A 23694-nucleotide genomic window follows, 5' to 3' on the forward strand; every position below is an offset into this window, starting at 1 on the left:
AGGAACTGATTTGGCCAAAGCGGCAAAACGCGCGTTTGTTTGTAATGAATGCGGCGCTGATTATCCGCGCTGGCAGGGGCAATGCAGCGCCTGCCACGCCTGGAACACCATCACCGAGGTGCGCATTGCGGCCTCGCCTGCGAGCGCGCGTAACGAGCGTCTGAGTGGCTATGCCGGTAGCGCGGGCACCAGCCGGGTGCAAAAGCTCTCCGAGATCAGCCTTGAGGCGTTGCCACGCTTCTCCACCAGTTTTAAAGAGTTTGACCGTGTGCTCGGCGGCGGCGTGGTGCCGGGCAGTGCCATTCTGATTGGCGGCAACCCTGGTGCCGGGAAATCGACGCTGCTGTTGCAGGTGATGTGTAAGCTGGCGGAAGGGATGAAAACCCTGTACGTCACCGGCGAAGAGTCGCTGCAACAGGTGGCGATGCGTGCCCATCGTCTGGGATTACCCACCGAAAATCTGAATATGCTGTCGGAAACCAGTATCGAGCAGATCTGCCTGATCGCCGAGCAGGAACAGCCGAAGCTAATGGTGATCGACTCGATCCAGGTGATGCATATGGCGGAGATCCAGTCTTCGCCCGGTAGCGTGGCGCAGGTGCGCGAAACCGCTGCCTACCTGACGCGCTTCGCCAAAACGCGTGGCGTGGCGATTGTGATGGTGGGACACGTCACCAAAGACGGCTCGCTGGCGGGCCCCAAAGTGCTGGAGCACTGCATCGACTGTTCGGTGTTGCTGGATGGCGATGCGGATTCCCGTTTCCGCACTCTGCGCAGCCATAAAAACCGCTTTGGTGCGGTGAACGAGTTGGGGGTGTTCGCCATGACCGAGCAGGGCATGCGCGAAATCAGTAACCCGTCGGCCATCTTCCTGTCGCGGGGGGATGAGGTGACTTCAGGCAGCTCGGTGATGGTGGTGTGGGAAGGCTCGCGCCCCTTGCTGGTGGAGATTCAGGCGCTGGTCGATCACTCGATGATGGGTAACCCGCGTCGCGTGGCGGTTGGCCTGGAACAGAACCGTCTGGCGATTCTGCTGGCGGTGCTGCATCGCCACGGCGGTTTGCAGATGGCGGACCAGGATGTGTTCGTGAACGTGGTCGGTGGCGTGAAAGTCACCGAAACCAGTGCCGACCTGGCGCTGCTGCTGGCGATGGTCTCCAGCCTGCGCGATCGTCCACTGCCGCAGGATCTGGTGATCTTCGGTGAAGTCGGGCTGGCGGGGGAGATTCGTCCGGTGCCAAGCGGCCAGGAACGTATTTCAGAAGCGGCCAAGCACGGCTTTAAGCGCGCGATTGTGCCTGCGGGCAATGCCCCCAAAAAACCTATCGACGGAATGAAAGTTTACAGCGCGAAAAAGCTGGCCGATGCGCTGGCGATTCTGGATGAGCTGTAAACCGGCCTGGTCGCCATTTATGGCGACCTCATTACTTTTCATGCAGGAGGCACGCAGTGTCATCATTTGACTACCTGAAAACCGCCATACGCCAGCAGGGCCACACGCTGCAACAGGTGGCGGATGCCAGCGGGATGACCAAAGGCTACTTAAGCCAGTTGCTGAATGCCAAAATCAAAAGCCCCAGTGCGCAAAAGCTGGAAGCGCTGCACCGCTTTCTCGGGCTGGAATTTCCGCGTCGGCAGAAAACGGTCGGCGTGGTGTTCGGGAAGTTCTATCCGCTGCATACCGGACATATTTATCTGATCCAGCGCGCCTGTAGCCAGGTGGATGAGCTGCATATCATCATGGGACATGACGATCCGCGCGATCGTGAGTTGTTTGAAAACAGCGCCATGTCACAGCAGCCGACGGTGAGCGATCGTCTGCGCTGGCTGCTGCAAACCTTTAAATACCAGAAAAATATCCGTATCCACTCGTTCAATGAAGAGGGGATCGAACCTTATCCCCACGGCTGGGATGTGTGGAGTGAAGGGGTGAAAACCTTTCTGGCGCAGCAGGGGATTGAAGCGGATTGTGTTTACACCAGCGAAGCGCCGGATGCGCCGATGTATCAGCAGCATCTCGGTATCGAAGCGGTGGTGATCGATCCCAACCGATCTTTTATGAGCATCAGCGGCGGGCAGATTCGTCAGGATCCGTTCCGCTACTGGGAATATATCCCCACCGAGGTGAAGCCGTTCTTTGTGCGCACCGTGGCGGTGCTGGGCGGTGAATCGAGTGGTAAATCGACGCTGGTGAATAAGCTGGCGAATATCTTTAACACCACCAGCGCGTGGGAATATGGCCGCGATTATGTCTTCTCCCACCTCGGCGGGGATGAGATCGCGCTGCAATATTCCGACTACGACAAAATTGCCCTCGGCCAGGCACAGTACATCGATTTCGCCGTCAAATACGCCAACAAGGTGGCGTTTATCGACACCGATTTCATCACGACGCAGGCGTTCTGCCTCAAGTATGAGGGGCGTGAACACCCGTTTGTACAGGCGTTGATTGATGAATACCGTTTCGACCTGGTGATCCTGCTGGAGAATAACGTGCCCTGGGTGGCGGATGGACTGCGCAGCCTCGGCAGTTCGGTGGATCGCCGTGAATTCCAGTCGCTGCTCATCACCATGCTGCGCGAGAACAATGTTGAATTCGTGCATGTGAAAGAAGATGACTACGATACGCGCTTCCTGCGCTGTGTCGAGTTGGTGAAGCAGATGATGGGGGACGGTGTCCCACGTTAAGCAAAGCCGGGCATCATGCCCGGCAATGGTTTTAATGTGTCGCCAGTGCGCGCAGCGTATTCACCCCTTTTTGCCGCACCAGCAGCGCCAGCAATAACATCCCCGCCAGAGCCAGCACACTCGCCAGCACAAAGGCGGTGTGATAGCCGCCGCCATACTGAATCAGGAAGCCGGTAATCCCCGGTGACAGAATGCCCGCCAGATTCGCCAGCAGATGGACGAAACCGCCCGCGGTACCGATGCGACCCGCCGGGACGATATCCTGCAACAACGACCAGCACGCCTGCGGCGTCATATAGGCAAACACGCTCGCCAGTGTAATCAACGTCACCGCCGTTGCCAGGTTTTGGCTCCAGGCGGTGAGCAACACACACAACGCCGCCACCGCCAGACCGACAAAGATCACCAGTTTGCGCGACAGCAGGAAGTTCTGCGTGCGGCGAAACAGCATGTCACACACCACGCCGCCGCCGAGAAAACCGACAGTGGCACCGAGCCACGGCAGAATGCCGATGATGCTCATGCTTTTGATATCCAGATGCTGGAAATCGGTCAGGTAGCTGGGCAGCCAGGAAAGGAAGAAATACTGGATGTAATTGAAGCAGAAGAACGCACTGGCGACGCCCAGCACTGGCAGCGAGAGGACATAACGCCACAGCGAATGGTTATCCTGCTGCGGTGTGCTGGTGGTCTGGCTGGCGGGGCGCTGCTGCATAATCAGCTGGCTTTCTGCCTGGCTGACGCGCGGATGCTGCTCTGGCTTGTCACGAAACAGCAGCAGCCAGCTGGCAACCCAGACAAAACCGAGCGCGGCAATCACCACAAAGGCGATGCGCCAGCCAAAATTCAGCCCCACCAGACCAACGATCGGTGCGGCAATGGCGGCTCCCAGCGGTTGCCCGGCGTTGGTAAAGCCGACGGCCCGGCCCACCTCCTGACGCGGGAACCAGTTGGCAATCGATTTATTGGTGGTGGTGCCCATTGGGCCTTCGCCGATGCCGAACAGCATCCGCACAATCAGCAGATGGCCAAAGCCGGTGACCAGCGCCGTTGCGCCGCAGAACAGCGACCAGATAGTGGCAGCCCAGGCGTAAACGCGACGCGGACCAAAGCGGTCCGCACCCCAGCCACCGAGGAAGCAAAACAGGCAGTAGCCGATAAAGAAGCAGCTGAACAGGATGCCCATCTGCGCATCATCAATTCCCAGATCCTTTTTCACCAGCGGAGCCATCACTGACAGGGCCGCGCGATCGAGATAGTTGAGCATACCGGCACAGAACAGCAGCAGGGCAATGACCACACGATAGTTTTTAAACATGACGTTGCACTCCTTGCTGATCAATCTGCTGATGGGTTAACCGATATTCCCGCAACACTTGTTCATCGGGCTGATAACCGAGGCCAGGGCGCTGGCTCAGATTAAAGCTCACCTCGGCAGGGAGATCGGGATAGAGTGGGGCAGCAAAATCGATCCACGGGATCTCCATTTTTACGCTCTCCGGCAACGCAGCCACCAGATGCGCCGTTGCCAGCATCCCCGCACCGTAATAGAAGCAGTGCGGCACCACACGCACACGATATTGTTGCGCCAGCTCGAACACATGCAGGGCCGCCGTGATGCCACCCACTTTGGTGACGCTGGGTTGCACCACATCCACGGCACCACTTTCCAGCAGATTGACGAAACCAAAATCGCCATCGACATTTTCACCCGCCGCCAGCGGCACGCCGACGCGGCGTAGCTCCGCCAGACCATCAAAATCATCCGGTGGCCAAATCGGTTCTTCCAGCCAGCCCAGTTCCAGCGACCGCAGTTCGTAAGCCTGCTGACTGGCCTGTTCGCGCGTCCACGGGCAGTTAACGTCCACCATCAGTTGTACATCGGCAGGCAGTGCGGCGCGTGCGGCGGCAATAGCGGGCTGGGCGGTTTCATGCAGCTTCATAGTGCGGAAACCCTGCTGGTGGGCGCGCTGCACCTGAGCGGCGACTTCCTGCGGATCGTTGGCGTAGCTCACCAGGCTGGCGTAACGCTCGATGCGCTGCCGCGTGGCTCCCAGCAGTTGCCATAGCGGTTGCTGGCGCTGCTGACCGAGCAGATCCCACAGGGCGATATCCATGGCCGATAACGCGTAGCGTACCGGACCGCTGCGACCAAATGCATGCAAGGCCTGTTCGGCACTTTGCATCAGTGCTGCGATGGCCTGTTGGCTGTCGGGCAACTCCCGTTGCAGGAAAAACGGTGCCACCAGGCTGGACAGCGCCTGCTCGGTCACCGGATTCGCCAAATGCCCAAAACCTTCACCCCAGCCAACCAGTCCGGTGTCACTGGTAACTTTTACCAGCAGCGTTTCCATCCGGCTGAGCGACGGCGAGGCGGCGTTAAAGGTGGTTTCCTGCTCCGCTGGTGGGCGTCGATGCGCATCAAACGGGATCGCGATACGCATCACTTCGATCATAGTTATTTTCATGCCATAGACCTCAATAGGGGTAACGCCCGGCGTGAATAGTTATGAAGAATGCCGGGACTGAGAGAGATAAGTCAGGTCAATAGCGAGTATAAAAAGCGGGCAAAGCGGCGACATCGGGCAACAGCCCAGGAGTGAAAGCGGATTCAGGCGAGTTTTTGGGCCGATCAACGGAGCAGGGTGCAGGGGATCACAAATAAAGGGAAATGCTGCTATGAATGACAACAATCAGGCTTCATCAATAATAAAAACATGGTCCTGAAGTAGTTCATTCAGTGCTTCAGGCCCTTTTTCATAAGCGGCAATATTTGCTGCCAGCCAGTCATCAGCATTCAGGCCAGTCCAGTCAATACGAAAACCTGCATTCAGGGCGATATGCTCAAACAACACACGCAGGGAGCGACCATTTCCTTCCCGATAAGGATGGATGATGTTGAGTTCACCGTAATACCAGGACATTTTTTCGCAGAACCCGCCGTGCGTGAGGTCGTGAAGCCATAATTCACTCTCCATCTTGCGAAACAACCGTGCAGCTTCCCTCGTAATAAAAATCGGTTGGCAGAAGCGGGTATTACCTTTGCTGATAGCGATATCGCGTATTTCACCTGCCCAGTCATAGAGTTCGGCAAAAAGCGTGCGATGAATATCATTCAGTGTATCAAGTGAGAAAGGGGGCTGGGACAACCTGATATTTTGTACTGTGAGCGCCGTGACATTACGTTCAGCGTCTTCGAGTTGCTTACTGTCACGAATATTATAGCGATTGATTAAAACCAGTGAATCCGGGTAGCAGTAGTGGTCACTCCATGAGGAATAGCGGTCCATCGTTATTTCTGCCGAAAATGTTTACGAACCTGATCCAGTGAAGTGAATGCAAGCTCTCTTGGAATATCAATGCCTTCCAGAGCTGAACTTGCGATGAAGTTGTTATATTTAGTCTGTTCGTAAATGATTTCCTGGCGCTTACCTGTACGGTTTTTTTGCGCTTTTCTCATTTTCTTCTCCCGATGATAGTGAATAATGAGGCACCGTTGGAGGTGCCTCATTTCATGCGTTAGCGTGCTTACTTCGCCATACGTTTGTACTTCATACGCTTCGGCTCCAGTGCATCGGCGCCGAGGGTGCGTTTTTTGTACTCTTCGTATTCGGTGAAGTTACCTTCGAAGAACTCCACTTTACCCTCATCCTGATAATCGATGATGTGGGTAGCGATACGGTCAAGGAACCAACGGTCATGCGAGATCACCATGGCACAGCCTGGGAATTCCAGCAGGGCGTTTTCCAGCGCGCGCAGGGTTTCGATATCGAGGTCGTTAGTCGGTTCATCGAGCAGCAGCAGGTTGCCGCCTACCTGTAACAGTTTTGCCAGGTGCAGACGACCGCGCTCACCACCAGACAGCTCGCCAACGCGTTTGCCCTGGTCGGTGCCTTTAAAGTTAAAGCGACCGACATAAGCACGGCTTGGCATTTCGGTGTTACCGATACGCATAATGTCCTGGCCGCCAGAAACTTCTTCCCACACGGTTTTGCTGCCATCCATCGCATCACGGAACTGATCAACTGACGCCAGCTTAACGGTTTCGCCCAGCTCGATGCTGCCGGAATCCGGCTGTTCCTGACCCGACATCATACGGAACAGGGTGGATTTACCCGCGCCGTTCGGTCCGATAATCCCGACAATCGCGCCTTTCGGCAGCGAGAAGGACAGATCATCAATCAGCACACGATCACCATAGGATTTGCTCAGATTGCTGACTTCGACCACCTTGTCACCGAGGCGTGCACCTGGTGGAATGAACAGTTCGTTGGTTTCGTTACGTTTCTGGTATTCGGTGTTGTTCAGCTCTTCAAAGCGTGCCAGACGGGCCTTGCCCTTTGACTGACGGCCTTTCGCGCCCTGACGCACCCACTCCAGCTCTTTCTCAATCGATTTGCGACGAGCAGCTTCAGACGACGCTTCCTGCGCCAGACGCTGATCTTTCTGCTCCAGCCAGGAGGAGTAGTTACCTTCCCACGGAATACCTTCACCGCGGTCCAGCTCCAGAATCCAGCCAGCGACGTTGTCGAGGAAGTAACGGTCATGGGTGATCGCCACCACGGTGCCTTCGAAATCGTGCAGGAAACGTTCCAGCCACGCCACGGATTCTGCATCCAGGTGGTTGGTCGGTTCGTCGAGCAGCAGCATGTCTGGCTTTTCCAGCAGCAGACGGCACAGCGCAACACGTCGGCGCTCACCACCGGACAGGTTAGCGATTTTCGCATCCCAGTCTGGCAGACGCATCGCGTCAGCCGCACGGTTCAGCTGCGTTTCGAGGTTGTGGCCGTCGTGCGCGTGGATCACTTCTTCCAGACGGCCCTGTTCGGCGGCCAGCTTGTCAAAATCTGCATCCGGATCGGCGTACAGTGCGTAGACTTCGTCGAGACGCTTCAGTGCGCCAACCACTTCGGACACCGCTTCCTCAACGGATTCACGCACGGTGTGTTCCGGGTTGAGCTGCGGTTCCTGCGGCAGGTAGCCGACTTTAATACCCGGCTGCGGGCGCGCTTCCCCTTCGATATCTTTATCAATCCCGGCCATGATGCGCAGCAGGGTAGATTTACCCGCGCCGTTCAGGCCGAGGACACCAATTTTTGCCCCAGGGAAAAAGCTGAGAGAGATATTCTTCAGAATATGACGCTTCGGCGGAACCACTTTGCCGACGCGATGCATGCTATAGACGAATTGAGCCACGTTGTATGGAACTCCTGGTCTGTGGAGGTGAACGTCAGATGCTGAAGTTTAGCCGTTTTCCCGTGGTATTCACAGCCACGCGACGGTGAAACTCGCCGGAAGTGGATAACTGATTGATTCTCACTCAGCCGCCGGACTATGCTGCCTTTTTGCCTTAAAACGGGAGGAGGTGCGATGAGAGTGCTGATTGCTGCGGATGAACATGCCTGGGGCGGATTGATACCGTCGATTCGTCAGACATTACCCGACGTCGAATTTGTGGCGTCTGCCGGTCATGCGGCGGAAAGCCTGGCGGGATTTGATGCGCTGGTGCCCGGCATGTGTCGGGTGGATGCACGGCTGCTGGCCACCGCCGATCGCCTGAAACTGATCCAGCAGGCGGGTGTCGGGCTGGAAGGCGTCGATATCGATGCGGCAAAGAAGGCTGGCGTTATGGTGGCGAACGTCCCCTCCGACCATTCCGGCAATGCTGACTCGGTGGCGGAGCTGGGCATTTGGATGATGATTGGTCTGGCGCGTCGCCAGCAGGAAATCGCCCAGTGTCTGGCGCAGCAACGCCTCGGACAACCGATTGGCATGGGGCTGATGGGCAAAACCGTGGGCCTGGTGGGCCTGGGCGGCATCGGTAAAGCGCTGGCGAAGCGTCTCGCGCCCTTTGGCATGCGTATGATTGGCGTGAAACGTGAAGCCGATGAGGCCTTTGCACGTCAGCATCAGCTCGACTGGGCAGGTGGTATCGGCCAGTTGCCACAGCTGCTGGCGGAGTCTGATTTTGTGGTGTTGAGCCTGCCGGATAGCGCCGAGACGCACCACATCATCGACGCCGCCGCGCTGGCGCAGATGAAGCCAGACAGCTTCCTGGTAAACCTTGGACGTGGCGGCCTGATCGACAAAGCGGCGTTTCTCGCGGCGCTGGAGAATAAAACCCTGGCCGGTGCCGGATTAGATGTGTTCTGGCAGGAGCCGCCGGACCCGAACGATGCGGTGTTCCGTCACAACGTGATTGCCACGCCACATATCGGTGGCGTCACCGATATCTCACTGGCGGGCAATATCAAAGGGGTGTGCGATAACCTGCGTCGTCTGCGCGATGGCGAAGCGGTGGTCGATCGCTGGGCTTAACCACAACATAGCTTCACCTCTGCCGCCTGCATCACTTTCAGTAACGCGGGCGGCGGCGGGCTGTCGCTGACCAGAATATCAAACAGCGAAAAATCGCCGATGCGGGCAGGCAGCACCTTGCCGTATTTGCTGCTGTCACCCACCATGATGCGCGTCTGCGCCCGTTGCAACGCCAGATGTTTAATCGGCAGCTCATTCAGGTTGTAGCAGGTCGCCCCCTGACGCACATCCATCCCGGCGGCGGAGATAAAGGCTTTGGTCGGGCAGAGCGCGTCCAGCACCGTGACTTGCTCCAGCGGGGTAAACACCGCGTTATCGGCATGAAATTCCCCGCCCGATAAAATCACCCGACAGTTCGGTTTCTCCTTCAGCGCCAGAAAGGTATTGATGGCGCTGCAAATGGCGGTGAACGGCAGGTCATGGTCGATGGCATCCACCACCAGCGGCAGCGTGGTGCCGCAGTCGAAAAACACCGTATCGTTAGGCTCAATCAAGGCAGCCGCATACTGAGCCAGCTGCTGCTTTTTGCTCACGTTGAGGTTCTGCTGATCGCTGACAAAGTAATGCGCGATATGCTGACGCGGGTCACGCATGATATAGCCACCCAGCAGCACCACGCCGCTGGCTGGCGTCGGCAGATCGCGGCGAATGGTCATTTCTGACACGCCCAGCAGCTGCGCGGCTTCTTTCAGATGCAGTTTATCGGTGCGCTTCAGCGCCTGTGCCAGGCGGGTGATGCGGTCATCGCGGCGGGTTTCCATCTCTCGGTTTTTCCTGGAAAAAACATACGCCATGTTAACCAGAAATCACCTCAAATCGCCACCAGTCCGCGTACCCCATCGGCTTCCATTGCCTCACCCCGTCCACGCTGCACGATTTCGCCGCGTGACATCACCAGATAGCTGTCGGCCAGCTCGGCGGCAAAGTCGTAAAACTGCTCCACCAGCAGGATCTCCATATCGCCGCGCTGGGCCAGCTGACGGATCACCGCGCCGATCTCTTTGATCACTGAGGGCTGGATCCCTTCGGTGGGTTCATCGAGGATCAACAGCTGCGGTTTGCAGGCGAGGGCGCGGCCAATCGCCAGCTGCTGCTGCTGACCACCGGAAAGATCGCCGCCGCGGCGTGCCTTCATTTCGCGCAGCACCGGGAACAGCTGATAAATCTCCTCCGGCACCGCTTTAGCCTGCGCCCCTGAAAAGCGCGCCAGCCCCATCAGCAGGTTTTCTTCCACCGTCAGACGCGGGAAGATTTCCCGCCCCTGTGGCACGTAAGCAATCCCGGACTGCACGCGCTGATGCGGTTTGCGGCTGTTGATCACTTTATCCTGCCAGCGGATTTCACCGGATTTGGCCGGAATCAGCCCCATCAGGCACTTCAGCAGCGTGGTTTTCCCCACGCCATTGCGCCCCAGCAGACAGGTGATTTCACCGGTTTTCGCTTCGAACGACAGGCCACGCAGAATATGGCTGCCGCCGTAATATTGATTCAGTTCCGATACCTGTAACATCTCAGCGCCCCAGATAAACGTCGATAACCCGATCGTCGGCCTGCACTTCGCGCAACGATCCCTCGGCCAGTACCTGCCCCTGATGCAGCACCGTCACATGATCGGCGATGGTCTCGACAAACCCCATGTCGTGTTCCACCACCATCAGCGAATGCTTACCGGCGAGGCTACGGAACAGCTCGGCGGTGTACTCGGTTTCCGCATCGGTCATACCCGCCGCCGGTTCATCCAGCAGCAACAGATGTGGGTCCTGCACCAGCAACATGCCGATCTCAAGAAACTGTTTTTGCCCGTGCGACAGCAAACCCGCTTTGCGCTGGCGTTCAGCGCCGAGCCGCAGCAGCTTCAGCACCTCGTCGATGCGATCCTGCTGTTCGCTGCTGAGGCGGGCACGCAAACTGGCCCACACCGATTTGTTATTTTTCAGCGCGATTTCGAGGTTTTCGAACACCGTCAGCGCTTCAAATACCGTGGGTTTCTGGAACTTGCGGCCAATCCCGGCGTGTGCGATCTCCACCGGCGACAGGCGGGTGAGATCGGTATCCTGGTCATAGATCACCCGGCCATTATCCGGGCGGGTTTTGCCGGTGATCACGTCCATCAGCGTAGTTTTCCCTGCACCGTTGGGGCCGATGACGCAGCGCAACTCGCCAACGCCAATTTGCAACGACAGATCGGTCAGTGCACGGAAGCCATCGAACGAGACATTAATGTTTTCCAGCAGCAGTACCGGATCGCTTTGATCACGATGGCGATCCGCCGGGTGCGGTTGGGTAAAAAGTTGTTCAGTCATCTCGCCTCCGGCGCAGCAGACCAATCACGCCACGCGGCAGGAACAGCGTGACGAGGATAAACATCAGGCCAAGGAAGAACAGCCAGTACTCCGGGAACGCCACGGTGAACCAGCTTTTGGCTCCGTTAACAATCGCCGCGCCGAGCAGCGGACCGATCAGCGTGCCGCGTCCACCCAGTGCTACCCAGATTGCGGCTTCGATCGAGTTGGTCGGGGACATTTCGCTTGGGTTGATGATGCCGACCTGCGGCACATACAGCGCGCCTGCCAGGCCGCACAGCACGGCGGAGAGCGTCCAGACAAATAATTTAAAGCCGCGTGGATCGTAACCGATGAACATCAGGCGGTTTTCCGCATCACGCACTGCGGTCAGCACCCGGCCAAACTTGCTGCGCGCCAGGGCAAAACCGATGCCGAGGCTGACCAGCAACAACAGGACGGTGGCGACAAACAGGCCGATACGCGTGCTGGTGGCGGTGACGTTAAAGCCGAGCAGGGTGGTGAAGCCGGTAAAACCGTTGTTGCCGCCAAAGCCGGTTTCGTTGCGGAAAAACAGCAGCATCCCGGCGTAGGTCAGCGCCTGAGTCATGATCGAGAAGTAGACGCCTTTGATCTTCGAACGGAAGGCAAAGAAGCCAAACACCAGCGCCAGCAGACCGGGCACCAGCACGATCAGGCACAGCGCCCAGGCGAAGTGCTGAGTACCGGCCCAGAACCACGGCAGCTGATTCCACGACAGGAACGACATAAAGGCGGGCAGGCCGTCCCCCGATGCCTGACGCATCAGATACATCCCCATGCCGTAGCCGCCGAGGGCGAAGAACAGGCCGTGGCCGAGAGACAGCAGCCCGGCATAGCCCCATACCAGATCAAGCGCCACCGCAACGATGGCATAGCACAGGATCTTGCCGACCAGCGTCAGGGTGTAGGTGGAAAGTGCCAGCGGGTGGCTGGCGGGCAGCAGCGCAAAGAACGGCATGATCAGCAGCAGCAGGGCGATGAGCACGCCGAGGCTGAGGGTCAGGCGCGGCGCTTTGCGCGCGGCGGTTAAGGTTAGCGGCTGGCTCATCAGTCAATCACCCTCCCTTTAAAGGCAAACAGGCCCTGTGGTCGTTTCTGAATAAACAGCACGATCAACACCAGGATAAGGATTTTGCCCAGCACTGCGCCAATCTGCGGTTCCAGCACCTTATTAAGAATGCCGAGGCCAAAGGCGGCCACCACGGTACCCGCCAGCTGACCGACACCGCCGAGCACCACCACGAGGAAGGAGTCGATGATGTAGCCCTGGCCGAGTTCCGGGCCGACGTTACCCAACTGGGACAGCGCCACCCCACCCAGTCCGGCGATGCCGGAACCGAGGCCAAACGCCAGCATATCAATGCGTCCGGTAGGCACACCGCAGCAATCCGCCATCGCGCGGTTTTGCGTGACGGCGCGCACGCTGAGGCCGAGACGGGTTTTATTCAGCAGCAGCCAGGTCAGCCCCAGCACCGCAAACACAAACAGGATCACCGCGATACGGTTGTAAGGCAGCACCAGGTTTGGCAGCACCTGCATGCCGCCGGAGAGCCAGTCCGGGTTGGAAACCTCAAGGTTCTGCGCGCCAAACAGCATCCGCACCAGCTGGATCAGCATCAGGCTGATACCCCAGGTGGCGAGCAGGGTCTCCAGCGGGCGGCCGTACAGATGACGGATAATGGTACGTTCCAGCACCATGCCCATCACGGCGGTGATGATGAAGGCCACCGGCAGCGCCAGCAGCGGATACCACGCCAGCCACTGCGGTGCGAACTGCTGAAACAGGCTCTGCACCAGCCAGGTCGCGTACGCGCCCAGCATCAGCATCTCGCCGTGCGCCATGTTGATCACCCCGAGCAGGCCATAGGTGATCGCCAGACCGAGTGCCGCCAGCAGCAGGATCGATCCCAGCGACAGGCCGGTAAACGCCTGGCCGAGCAGATCCCCCCACATCAGGCGATGTTTGATTTGTTGCAGGCTGGCGCTGGCAGCGGCACGGACCTGGGCGTCAGGTTCGTTCGCCGGTTGTGTCAGGTTTAGCAGGCTGGCCTGCATATTGGGATCGCTCGATTCCCCCAGCAGCTGCACCGCTTTCAGCCGCACCTGCGCATCCGGGCTGGCGAGTTGCAGGTTGGCAGCGGCCATGGCGAGTGTGGCGTGGACCTTGCTGTCTTTTTCGCTGGCGAGACGTTGTTCAATCAGCGGCAACTGATCGGCCGCGCCATCATTTTGCAGCTGCTGCGCGGCGCGCAGACGAATGGCAGGATCGTCGCTCACCAGCTGGTGTGCGGCCAGTGCGCTGGCAATCAGCACGCGCAGCCGGTTGTTCATAAAGAGTTTTTTGGCGTCGCCGGTCGGCTGCTGTGCGCTGTCGAGCGGCTGGAATTTGTCGTCCTGTTTACTGAACGGTTGTTTGTTTTCATCAATGACCACGGTTTCATTGTGCAACGCCTCCAGCAGCGGCAGGCGGCTGGCCTGCGGCGCGGCGGCCCATTGCTGGAGCAGCGTGGCCTGTTGGGTACGACTGGCGGCAGCGAAATCTGCGCCATCGCCCGCCTGGGCCAGCCAGGGCAGGAGCAACAGCAGACAGCAGAGATAGCGGCGAATTGTCATGGTTCTGGCCCTGTGGTTGCGGGAGGGTGCGGTGATTGACCAGGTCGGCATTAATGCCGACCCTACATTCGTGCTCACCATTTGTAGGGTCGCCATTGATGGCGACCGCTAACATTACTGGGTGGATTTAACTGGATAATCCGGCTTCTTATCGTTACCGGCGATATACGGGCTCCACGGCTGGGCGCGTACCGGTTTATCGGTCTGCCACACCACGTTGAACTGACCGTTCTCTTCCACTTCACCAATCATCACTGGCTTATGCAGATGGTGGTTGGTTTTGTCCATGGTCAGGGTGAAACCGTCTGGCGCTTTGAAGGTTTGTCCGGCCATCGCCGCACGCACTTTGTCCACGTCGGTGGTGCCCGCTTTCTCTACCGCCTGCGCCCACATATGGATGCCGACATAGGTGGCTTCCATCGGGTCGTTGGTGACCACGGTGTTGGCGTTCGGCAGGTTATGCGCTTTGGCGTAGGCGCGGTAATCGGCGACAAACTTTTTGTTGGTTGGGTTATCAACGGACTCAAAGTAGTTCCAGGCCGCTAACTGACCCACCAGCGGTTTGGTGTCGATACCGCGCAGTTCTTCCTCGCCCACCGAGAAGGCAATTACCGGAATATCGGTGGCTTTGATGCCCTGGTTCGCCAGCTCTTTGTAGAACGGCACGTTGGAGTCACCGTTAATGGTGGAGATCACCGCAGTTTTACCGCCAGCCGAGAATTTCTTGATGTTAGAAACGATGGTCTGGTAATCGCTGTAACCAAACGGGGTATACACTTCCTGGATATCTTTATCCTGAACCCCTTTCGAATGCAGGAAGGCGCGCAGGATTTTGTTGGTGGTGCGCGGATAGACGTAGTCGGTGCCCAGCAGGAAGAAGCGTTTGGCACTGCCGCCGTCTTCGCTCATCAGGTATTCCACCGCCGGAATCGCCTGCTGGTTCGGTGCTGCGCCGGTATAGAACACGTTCGGTGACATTTCTTCGCCTTCATACTGCACCGGATAGAACAGCAGACCGTTCAGCTCTTCAAACACCGGCAGTACCGACTTACGCGATACGGAGGTCCAGCAGCCAAACACCACCGCCACTTTGTCCTGAGTCAGCAGCTGGCGGGCTTTCTCGGCAAACAGCGGCCAGTTGGACGCCGGGTCAACCACCACCGGTTCCAGCTTTTTGCCCAGCACGCCGCCCTTGGCGTTAATTTCATCAATGGTCATCAGCGCAACATCTTTCAGCGGTGTCTCCGAAATGGCCATGGTGCCGGAGAGCGAATGCATAATCCCCACTTTGATGGTATCGGCAGCCTGAGCACCAAAGGCAAAGCCCATGCTGACGACGGTAGCGGAGAGAGCGAAAGCCTTAAGCAACGAACGTCTTTTCATCGTTTAAACCCCTAAATGTGTAATGTGTTTTTATTCAATGGGTTGAAGCCTGGCCTGCTGTAACATATGTAAAGTGATTTTCCTGACCTCGGCCTTACTGACGGCGATATGGTCGGTCAGAATGCGCTGTGCCTCCTCGGTGTGTTGCTGAAAAATCGCCCGTAAGATCTGAGCGTGCTCGCGGTACGTGGCATCGACCCGGTCGTCTCGCGTGAAGTCGAGACGGCGAATGATGCGAATCTTTTCAGTCAGTTCGGCGTGCACCCGTGCCATCTCACGGTTGCCGGTGGCGCTGACCAGCGCCATATGAAACGCTTCGTCATGCAGCGACACCGCTTTGCCATCCTCCAGCCGGGCGTTGTCGATCCAGAAGATTTTCAGTTCGGTCAGGGTTTCCGCGCACTGCAACGGCGGCAGGGCGCAGAGACGGCGTACCGCTTCCCGCTCCAGCACGGTGCGGAAGTCGTACAGTTCTTCGAAGTATTCGAAGTCGAACGGCTTGATCTGCCAGCCGCTGCGGAACCACACCTCGACATAACCCTCGCGCTCCAGCCAGAACAACGCCTGACGCACCGGCGTGCGGCTGACTTCCATCCGTTCCGCGATTTCGCTCTCGCTGAAGCGGTCGCCGGGCATCAGGCGAAACTCAAAAATATCGTTCTTCAGCGCCTGGTAGACTTTCTCAGCCAGCGCTTCCGGACGGCCTTTGCTGCGTTGCGGGGTCGTACTCATGGCAATTCCTTATTCCAGCCACAGCAGGGTGTCGCCCGGACTGACCGGACGGCCCGCCTGGCAGGCGATACGTTTAACGCGACCCGCCTGAGGGGCAGTGATCGCCAGTTCCATCTTCATTGCTTCTACGATGATCAGCGTCTGACCGGCTTCGACTTCATCACCCGGCTGCACCAGCACTTTCCAGATGTTGCCGTTCATATCGGCACACACCGCCAGCGCGCTGTCATCCTGCTCGTCGTTCACTACCAGCGTCTCTTCACTGGTCAGCGGCGCGTTCTGCTCTTCCTGCGCCCACAGCGTCACTTCCTGCTCAAACGCGGCAGCCTGGCGGCTACGGAACGCGTCGATGGAGGCGGCATGTTCGGCGAGGAATTGCTGATGCGCGGCGAAATCAAACACCGTCTCCTCAATGCGGATGCGCGCCCGGCCTTCACGGAAGTCATCACGCAGTTGAGTCAGTTCGTCTTCGCTCACCGGGTAGAAACGCACCTGGTCGAAGAAGTGCAGCAACCAGGGTTCGTCGGCGGCGAACTGATCGTTTTTCAGGAATTTGTTCCAGATAGGCAGCGTACGGCCAACCAGCTGGTAGCCACCGGGGGAGTCCATGCCGTAGATACACATGTACATGCCGCCGATACCCACCGTGCCTTCGGCGGTAAAGGTACGCGCCGGGCTGTATTTCGAGCTGAGCAGACGATGACGCGGATCGACCGGCACCGCGCAGGGCGCGCCGAGATACACATCGCCCAGACCGAGGATCAGGTAGCTGGCATCAAAAATGGTGTCGCGCACCGCTTCGCTACTCTCCAGGCCGTTAATACGCTGGATAAAGTCAACGTTGTTCGGCAGCCACGGCGCAGTAGCGCGCACCGTTTCTTTGTAGCGTTCCACCGCACCGAGCGTGGCGCTGTCTTCAAACGCCATCGGCATCCAGACGATACGCGACGGGACTTTCAGCTGGCTGACATCACCCAGACCGGCTTCCAGTTCCAGCAGCAAGGCCATCAGGCGCGGCTGGCTGAGGATCAGGCTGTCGTAACGGATTTGCAGCGAGCGTACGCCGGGGGATAACTCTTCCACGCCGGGCACCGCGCGTTCGCGCAGGGCATTCATCAGCAGATGCACGCGCAGACGCAGCGCCAGATCCAGCACGTTGTCGCCGTATTCAATCAGCACGTATTTATCCCCCGCCTGGCGATAGGCCACCGCCGGAGTGCGGGTGGTGGCGGGCAGGGCGGCCAGCAGGGTCGCGGAACCGATATCGCTATCGGCCAGTGACGGCACTTCGAAGGCGGGCGCATGGGTCGGACGCAACGTCTCGACGCTGTGCGCCTGGGCTTTCTCCAGCGCCACCGCTTCGTCAGCGCTGATCGGATGGAAACGAATGCTGTCGCCGGGTTTGACCTGGCCGACTTTCCACAACTCGGCTTTGGCGATGGTGACCGGGCAGACGAAGCCGCCGAGGCTTGGGCCGTCATGGGTGAGGATCACCGGGAAGTCGCCGGTGAAGTTCACGGCACCGATGGCGTATTCGCAATCGTGCACGTTGGACGGATGCAGCCCGGCTTCACCGCCGTTGGCGCGCGTCCAGCTCGGTTTTGGCCCCACCAGGCGCACGCCGAGGCGGTTGGAGTTGTAGTGCACCTGCCAGTCGCTGGCAAAAAATTCATCAATGGCGGCCTGGGTGAAGAAATCCGGTGCGCCGTGCGGTCCGTACAGCACGCCGATGCGCCATTCGCTGCCGTAGTGTGGCACCAGCGCGTGATCCAGCGGCTGCGGCTCGCTGACCGGGGCTGGCGTGGTGCAGGCGGCCAGCTGCGGCTGGGAGATTGGCAGCATATCGGCGACGCGCAGGGTGCGTCCGGCATGACCACCAAACTGGCCGAGGGAGAAGGTGGCACGGCTGCCAAGATATTCCGGCACATCAAAACCGTTGCGTACCGCCAGATAGGTGCGGCAACCGCTGTGCGCACGGCCCAGCGTCAGGGTCTGTCCGGCGCGGACGTTGACCGGCTGCCAGTAGCTGATCGCTTCACCATCGAGATCCGCCGGGCAATCCGCACCGGTCAGGGCAATCACCGCATCGTTGTGAAAACGCAGCGTCGGTCCCTGCAAGGTGAATTCCAGCCCGGCAGCGGCTTCGTGGTTGCCGACAATACGGTTGGCGAGACGGAAGGCGAAATCATCCATCGGCCCGGACGGTGGTACGCCGATGTCCCAGTAGCCGAGGCGGCCAGGGAAATCCTGGATGGTACTGAAGGTGCCGGGTTGCAGCACCTCAATCACGCTGGCTGATGGGGTGAAGCTATCAAGGAAACGCGTCCAGACGTTGCCGCTGCGGAAAGCCTCAGTGGCGACGATTTGGCGCAGATAATCGAGGTTGCTGGCAATGCCGTGCAGCTGGGTCGCGCCCAGCGCCTGCTGCATTTTCGCCAGTGCGGCGTCACGGGTTGCGGCGTGCACGATCAGTTTGGCGACCATCGGGTCGTAATATGCTGAGACCTCGGTGCCGGTATCGATCCAGCCATCGACGCGCACGTCATCCGGGAAGCTGACGCCAGTCAGTACGCCAGGGCTGGGCTGGAAGTTTTTCAGCGGATCTTCGGCGTACAGACGCACCTCAATTGATGCGCCCTGCGGTGCCTGCTGCATCCGCGCCCAGTCGAGGCTGTCGCCCGCTGCCACTTTCAGCATGCATTCCACCAGGTCGAGGCCGGTGACGCACTCGGTCACCGGATGCTCCACCTGCAAACGGGTGTTCACTTCGAGGAAATAAAACGCATCCTGTTCGGCGTCGTAGATATATTCCACGGTACCGGCGCTGCGGTAGCTCACCAGCTCGCCAAGGCGTACTGCTGAAGCCAGCAACGCTTCGCGCGTCGCCTGCGGCAGATTGGGGGCCGGGGTTTCTTCCACCACTTTCTGATTACGACGTTGCAGCGAGCAGTCGCGCTCGCCAAGGGCGATGACCTTGCCGTTGCCGTCACCAAAAATCTGGACTTCGACATGACGGGCGCGATCGATGCAGCGCTCAAGAAACACACCCGCATCGCTAAAGAATTGTTCGCCGAGACGACGCACGCTTTCCCACGCGTTGCGCAGGGCATCGGCATCGGCGCAGCGCGTCAGGCCGATACCGCCGCCACCGGCGGTGCTTTTCAGCATCACCGGATAACCGATGTCATCGGCGGCGCTCAGCGCCTCGTCCAGCGAGCTCAGCAGCGGGGTACCCGGCGTCATTGGCACACCGGCACTGGCCGCCAGCTCACGCGCCCGGTGTTTCAGGCCGAATTCGCCGATTTGCTGGGCGGTGGGGCCAACAAACGCGATGCCCGCGTCTTCACAGGCGGCAGCAAACGGCAGGCTTTCCGACAGGAAGCCGTAGCCCGGCCAGATGGCTTCAGCACCGGTTTCTTTTGCGGCAGCGAGGATTTTGTCGATCTTCAGGTAGCTGTCGCTGGCTTTATCGCCGCCCAGCGCAATGGCAACATCGGCTTCTTTAACGTGACGCGCGTTGCGGTCAGCGTCGGAATAAACCGCCACGCTTTTCACGCCAAGGCGCTTCAGGGTGCGGATGGCACGGCAGGCGATTTCGCCACGGTTAGCAATCAGAACGGTGCTGAACATGATTATTTACTCCCCTGAGTCGCCAGCCAGTTGCGCCAGCCGCCGAATTCGGTGATCTCCAGTGCCTGTTTCAGCACCGCCGGTTCACAGATAAAACCTTTCACGACGCGGCCATCGGCCAGTGTCAGTGAGCCAATGCCCAGCGGAGGTGGGATTTCCGCCACGAACTCGCCAAAGCGCGCCAGCGGGATGTCCCACAGCTCGACGGTAATCGCCGTACCCTGCTCATCACGCAGCAGGCCGGGTTTTTTGATTGGCCCATCAAGTAGGGCAAACAGTCGGTAGTTGTTGGCAGTGGTGGTTTCTTCCACCAGCACCGCCTGACGGGTGGTGAGCTGGAAATTCAGTGGCATACCGGTCAGGTGCGCACCGACCACCGCGACACGCACATGGTCGGCTGAAGGAGGCAAGGCGGCGTGCTGCGTCGGTTGCGCCTTGCCAGTGGCACCGAGCGGCAACGCCAGCTGTTGTTGCCAGCGCAGGCCAAACTCTACCAGCGCACGATCGTGCCAGGCGGGCGCGATCAGGGTGATGCCCGCAGGCAGGCCATCGGCACGGAACGGCGCAGGCAGCGCCAGCGCGCTGAGATCGGCCAGGTTGGTGAAATTGGTGTAGGTGCCGAACTGCGAGTTGTAGTGCACCGGCTCCTGTTGCATCTCTTCCAGCGTATGGATGGTCGGCGAGGTGGGCACTACCACGGCATCAAACTGTGCCAGGGTCTGCTGAATCTGACGCGTCAGTTCGGCGCGCAGGTATTCGGCCTGATAAGCCTCCACGGCGCTGTACTTCAGGCCGCTGCTGACGATGCCATACACCACCGGGTCCATCTCTTCCGGGCGGTTGATCATCTCGCCCACTGCCACGGTGCGCTCGGCGACCCACGGGCCGTAGTACAGCTGCTCTGCCAACTGATGGAACGGGGTAAAGTCGATGGGATGCAGCGTGGCACCGCTGGCCAGCAGGCGCTCCAGCGCGCTATCCCAGGCGGCTTCGGCCTGCTTGTCATCAAAGAATTCCGGGTTGGCCGGGATGGCAAAGTCCGGGTGGGCCTTGATGCTGGCCGGTGCGGTATGCGGGTTGCTGCGTGAGTAGGCATCGTCCGCGTCATAGCCACCGGCGGCGCTGGCGACGGCAAACGCATCTTCCACCGTCAAGGCAAACACGGAAACGGTGTCATTCAGGCGACAGGCGGGCAGTAAGCCATTGGCAGAGAACCAGCCTTTGGTCGGTTTCAGGCCAACAATATTGTTAAACCCGGCCGGTACGCGGCCAGAACCGGCGGTATCGGTACCGAGAGAGAAGCCAACCAGACCGCGTGCCAGTACCGAGGCGGAGCCAGAGCTGGACCCGCCGCTGACGTAGTCCGGATTAAAAGTATTGCTGACCGCGCCAAACGGCGAGCGGGTGCCGACCAGGCCGGTAGCGTATTGGTCCAGATTGGTTTTACCGATCAGCACTGCGCCCGCGGCTTTCAGTTGTGCCACGACGAAGGCATCGGCGGTGGCGGTGTAGGTCAGTGCCGGACAGGCGGCGGTGGTCGGCCAGCCCGCAACATCGATATTGTCTTTAACCGCAAAGGGTACGCCGAACAGCGGCAGCGCAGCCGGGTTACTCAGGTAGCTGGCGAGCAGTGGCTCAATTTGCGCCTGCAATTGCGCCGGAGTGGCGAGGTAAAGCCAGGCGTTGTCCTGAGGATCAATGGCGTTGAGGTGCGCCGTCAGCAGGGCAGTAATCTGCTGCGGTTCCTGTTGATAGCGCTGTTGCCAATCCTGAATCGTAAGACCAAAAGTCGATGCCATGGGTGAATTCCAACTGGTATACAAGATGGAATTCAACAGAGCAAAGGACGTGCCATTTTTGTAACAGAATGATTATGCGTAACTAATGGTTTTACGATAAGTTTTTGTGATGAATAAATGCACAATGGCAGCGCGTCGGGTGGTCGATGACGGTGCGTGAGCGTAAATTTTGTGAAGAACATGGCAAGAGGCCGTGGGCCTGGTTAGCATGAATGAAGTCCGGCATGAGCTGGATCGCAGCACAAAGAGGAGATCGTCGTGGAGAAGTGGCGTAACTGGATGATAGGGATCTGTCTGGTCAGCGCGGCCAGCAGCGTATGGGCCGATTCGCTTGATCAGCAACGACAGCGCTATGCCCAGATAAAACAAGCCTGGGATAGCAACCAGATGGATACCGTGGCGCAGCTGATGCCTACGCTACAGGATTACCCGCTTTATCCTTATCTGCAATATCGGATGCTGGCGCAGGATCTCGATCAGGAAACACCGCTGGCGGTGAAAAATTTTATTCAGCAATATCCCACGCTGCCGCCTGCGCGATCGCTGGCGACGCGTTTTGTCAACGTGCTGGCGCACCGTCAGGACTGGCAGGAATTGCTGAGTTTCAGCCCGGAAGAACCCAAGCCGGTGCAGGCGCGCTGTAACTGGTACTACGCCAAATGGGCGACCGGCCAGCAGCAGGCGGCGTTTGACGGGGCGAAATCCATCTGGCTGCGCGGCACCGCGCTGCCCAATGATTGCGACCAACTGTTCTCGGTGTGGCAATCCAGTGGACAACTGTCGCCGATCACCATCCTCGAACGCATTCGCCTGGCGATGAAAGAAGGCAACGATAGCCTGGTGAATTATCTGGCGAAGATGCTGCCTGCGGATTATCAGACCACGGCGAACGCGGTGATGACGTTACAGCAGAACCCGCTCACCATCACCAGCTTTGCCAGCAGCGTCGGCCCCACCGATTTTACCCGTCAGGCCACCACTTTTGCCTTTGCCCGCGTGGCGCGCCAGGATGTGGAAAATGCCCGGTTGATGGTTCCGATTCTGGTGCAATCACAGAAGATGGGGCCGGAAGAGGACCAGGCGCTGAAAGAGATCGTGGCCTGGCGACTGATGGATAATGATGTCACCTCGGATCAGGCGCGCTGGCGCGATAACGTGGTGATGAACAGTGAATCCACCACCTTGATTGAGCGTCGCGTGCGGCTGGCGCTGGCGAATAACGATCGTCGCGGGCTGAACACCTGGATTGCCCGTTTGCCGGTGGAAGCGAAAGAGAAGGATGAATGGCAATACTGGCAGGCCGATCTGCTGATCTCCCAGGGGCGTAAAGAAGAGGCCGACGAGATTCTGCGTAAGCTGATGCAGGCGCGCGGTTTCTATCCGATGGTGGCGGCGCAGCGGCTGGGGGTGGATTATCCGATACAGGTTGATAAGGCCCCGGCACCGGACAATAACCTGGTGCAGGGCGCGGAGCTGGCTCGGGTGCGTGAGCTGATGTACTGGGGGCTGGATAACCTGGCGCGCAGCGAGTGGGCCAATCTGATTGCCAGCAAAACCCGCGATCAGCAGCAGATGCTGGCGCGTTACGCCAACGAGCAGGATTGGTGGGACCTCAGCGTGCAGGCGACCATCACCGCTAAAATGTGGGACAGCCTGAAAGAGCGCTTCCCGCTGGCATGGCAGAACCTGTATCAGCAATACACCGGCGGCAAAGGGATTCCACAGAGCTATGCGATGGCGATTTCGCGCCAGGAAAGCGCGTGGAACCCGAAAGCGCGTTCACCGGTGGGGGCGAGCGGCCTGATGCAAATCATGCCTGCCACCGCTACCCATACCGTGAAGATGTATAGCATTCCTGGTTATGTGAACAGCAGCCAGCTGTTTGATCCACAAACCAATATTCAGATCGGTACGCAGTATCTGGAATATGTTTATCAGCAGTTTGATCAGAACCGTATCTTTGCCTCGGCGGCCTATAACGCCGGACCTGGGCGGGTGCGCAGCTGGCTGAATAACAGCGGCGGACGTCTTGATGCTGTCGCCTTTATCGAGACCATTCCGTTCTCGGAAACCCGCGGCTACGTGAAGAACGTGCTGGCCTACGATGCCTACTATCGTTACTTCATGGGCAAGCCAGATAAGATTCTGGCTGATGGCGAGTGGAATCGCCGCTACTGACTGTGCTATGCTTCCGTACTCGTTAATGA

At 58.8% G+C, this 23694-nt stretch carries 18 protein-coding genes; 4 read left to right on the forward strand and 14 right to left on the reverse strand.

The window, feature by feature from the left end:
* The first annotated feature begins 10 nt into the window (after positions 1-10).
* Together radA and nadR are read left to right on the forward strand one after the other, a co-directional pair.
* Positions 11-1393 carry a DNA repair protein RadA gene (gene radA, locus HA50_RS03115; RefSeq protein ID WP_084872470.1) on the forward strand — a complete coding sequence of 461 codons (1383 nt, stop codon included), beginning with the start codon at positions 11-13 and terminating at the stop codon, positions 1391-1393.
* Positions 1394-1449: 56 nt separating this feature from the next.
* Positions 1450-2688, forward strand: a complete 1239-nt coding sequence (nadR, locus tag HA50_RS03120) for a multifunctional transcriptional regulator/nicotinamide-nucleotide adenylyltransferase/ribosylnicotinamide kinase NadR (RefSeq protein ID WP_084872472.1) — start codon at positions 1450-1452, stop codon at positions 2686-2688.
* Positions 2689-2719: 31 nt separating this feature from the next.
* On the opposite strand, the gene HA50_RS03125 is transcribed toward nadR, so the two are convergent.
* From HA50_RS03125 to ettA, 5 genes are all read right to left on the reverse strand, one after another.
* Positions 2720-4006 carry an MFS transporter gene (locus tag HA50_RS03125; RefSeq protein ID WP_084872474.1) on the reverse strand — a complete coding sequence of 429 codons (1287 nt, stop codon included), beginning with the start codon at positions 4004-4006 and terminating at the stop codon, positions 2720-2722.
* Positions 3999-5156: a mandelate racemase/muconate lactonizing enzyme family protein gene (locus HA50_RS03130; RefSeq protein WP_084872477.1), complete on the reverse strand. Its 1158-nt coding sequence runs from the start codon at positions 5154-5156 to the stop codon at positions 3999-4001. The genes HA50_RS03125 and HA50_RS03130 overlap by 8 nt, the downstream gene beginning before the upstream one ends.
* Positions 5157-5381: 225 nt before the next feature.
* The gene (locus HA50_RS03135) at positions 5382-5978 is read right to left on the reverse strand and encodes a Fic/DOC family protein (RefSeq protein WP_084872480.1); all 597 of its coding nucleotides are present in this window, start codon (positions 5976-5978) and stop codon (positions 5382-5384) included.
* Between the two features lie 2 nt (positions 5979-5980).
* On the reverse strand, positions 5981-6148 hold the full coding sequence (locus HA50_RS03140; RefSeq protein ID WP_158087396.1) for a YhfG family protein: 168 nt from the start codon (positions 6146-6148) through the stop codon (positions 5981-5983).
* 68 nt (positions 6149-6216) lie between these two features.
* Positions 6217-7884 (reverse strand): energy-dependent translational throttle protein EttA, encoded by a 1668-nt coding sequence (gene ettA / locus HA50_RS03145; RefSeq protein WP_084872486.1) that lies wholly within the window; start codon positions 7882-7884, stop codon positions 6217-6219.
* Positions 7885-8058: 174 nt separating this feature from the next.
* Between ettA and HA50_RS03150 the strand changes: the two genes are divergently transcribed.
* Complete coding sequence (locus HA50_RS03150) at positions 8059-9006, forward strand: 2-hydroxyacid dehydrogenase (protein WP_084872488.1); 948 nt, start codon at positions 8059-8061, stop codon at positions 9004-9006.
* Here the strand turns inward: HA50_RS03150 and deoR are convergent.
* The 9 genes from deoR to atzF all read right to left on the reverse strand — a co-directional run bounded on the left by deoR (position 9003) and on the right by atzF (position 21487).
* The gene (deoR, locus tag HA50_RS03155; RefSeq protein WP_084872491.1) at positions 9003-9767 is read right to left on the reverse strand and encodes a DNA-binding transcriptional repressor DeoR; all 765 of its coding nucleotides are present in this window, start codon (positions 9765-9767) and stop codon (positions 9003-9005) included. The two genes, HA50_RS03150 and deoR, sit on opposite strands and share 4 nt — an antisense overlap.
* 50 nt (positions 9768-9817) lie before the next feature.
* Positions 9818-10516, reverse strand: coding sequence for an urea ABC transporter ATP-binding subunit UrtE (gene urtE, locus HA50_RS03160; protein WP_084872494.1), 699 nt, complete (start codon positions 10514-10516; stop codon positions 9818-9820).
* A 1-nt stretch (position 10517) separates the two neighbouring features.
* Positions 10518-11309: an urea ABC transporter ATP-binding protein UrtD gene (gene urtD, locus HA50_RS03165; RefSeq protein ID WP_084872497.1), complete on the reverse strand. Its 792-nt coding sequence runs from the start codon at positions 11307-11309 to the stop codon at positions 10518-10520.
* Positions 11302-12378, reverse strand: coding sequence for an urea ABC transporter permease subunit UrtC (urtC, locus tag HA50_RS03170; protein WP_084872502.1), 1077 nt, complete (start codon positions 12376-12378; stop codon positions 11302-11304). The genes urtD and urtC overlap by 8 nt, the downstream gene beginning before the upstream one ends.
* Positions 12378-13943, reverse strand: a complete 1566-nt coding sequence (gene urtB / locus HA50_RS03175; protein ID WP_084872504.1) for an urea ABC transporter permease subunit UrtB — start codon at positions 13941-13943, stop codon at positions 12378-12380. Before urtB ends, urtC begins: the two co-directional genes overlap by 1 nt.
* Positions 13944-14057: 114 nt before the next feature.
* Positions 14058-15326: an urea ABC transporter substrate-binding protein gene (gene urtA, locus HA50_RS03180; RefSeq protein WP_084872506.1), complete on the reverse strand. Its 1269-nt coding sequence runs from the start codon at positions 15324-15326 to the stop codon at positions 14058-14060.
* Between the two features lie 30 nt (positions 15327-15356).
* Complete coding sequence (locus HA50_RS03185) at positions 15357-16058, reverse strand: GntR family transcriptional regulator (RefSeq protein WP_084872509.1); 702 nt, start codon at positions 16056-16058, stop codon at positions 15357-15359.
* A 9-nt stretch (positions 16059-16067) separates the two neighbouring features.
* Complete coding sequence (uca, locus tag HA50_RS03190; protein ID WP_084872511.1) at positions 16068-19688, reverse strand: urea carboxylase; 3621 nt, start codon at positions 19686-19688, stop codon at positions 16068-16070.
* Between the two features lie 2 nt (positions 19689-19690).
* Positions 19691-21487 (reverse strand): allophanate hydrolase, encoded by a 1797-nt coding sequence (atzF, locus tag HA50_RS03195; protein WP_084872513.1) that lies wholly within the window; start codon positions 21485-21487, stop codon positions 19691-19693.
* 258 nt (positions 21488-21745) lie between these two features.
* On the opposite strand from atzF, the gene sltY reads away from it, so the two are divergent.
* Positions 21746-23665, forward strand: a complete 1920-nt coding sequence (gene sltY, locus HA50_RS03200) for a murein transglycosylase (RefSeq protein ID WP_084872515.1) — start codon at positions 21746-21748, stop codon at positions 23663-23665.
* Positions 23666-23694: the final 29 nt, after the last annotated feature.

The sequence above is a fragment of the Pantoea cypripedii genome (genome assembly GCF_002095535.1).
GTDB lineage: Bacteria > Pseudomonadota > Gammaproteobacteria > Enterobacterales > Enterobacteriaceae > Pantoea > Pantoea cypripedii.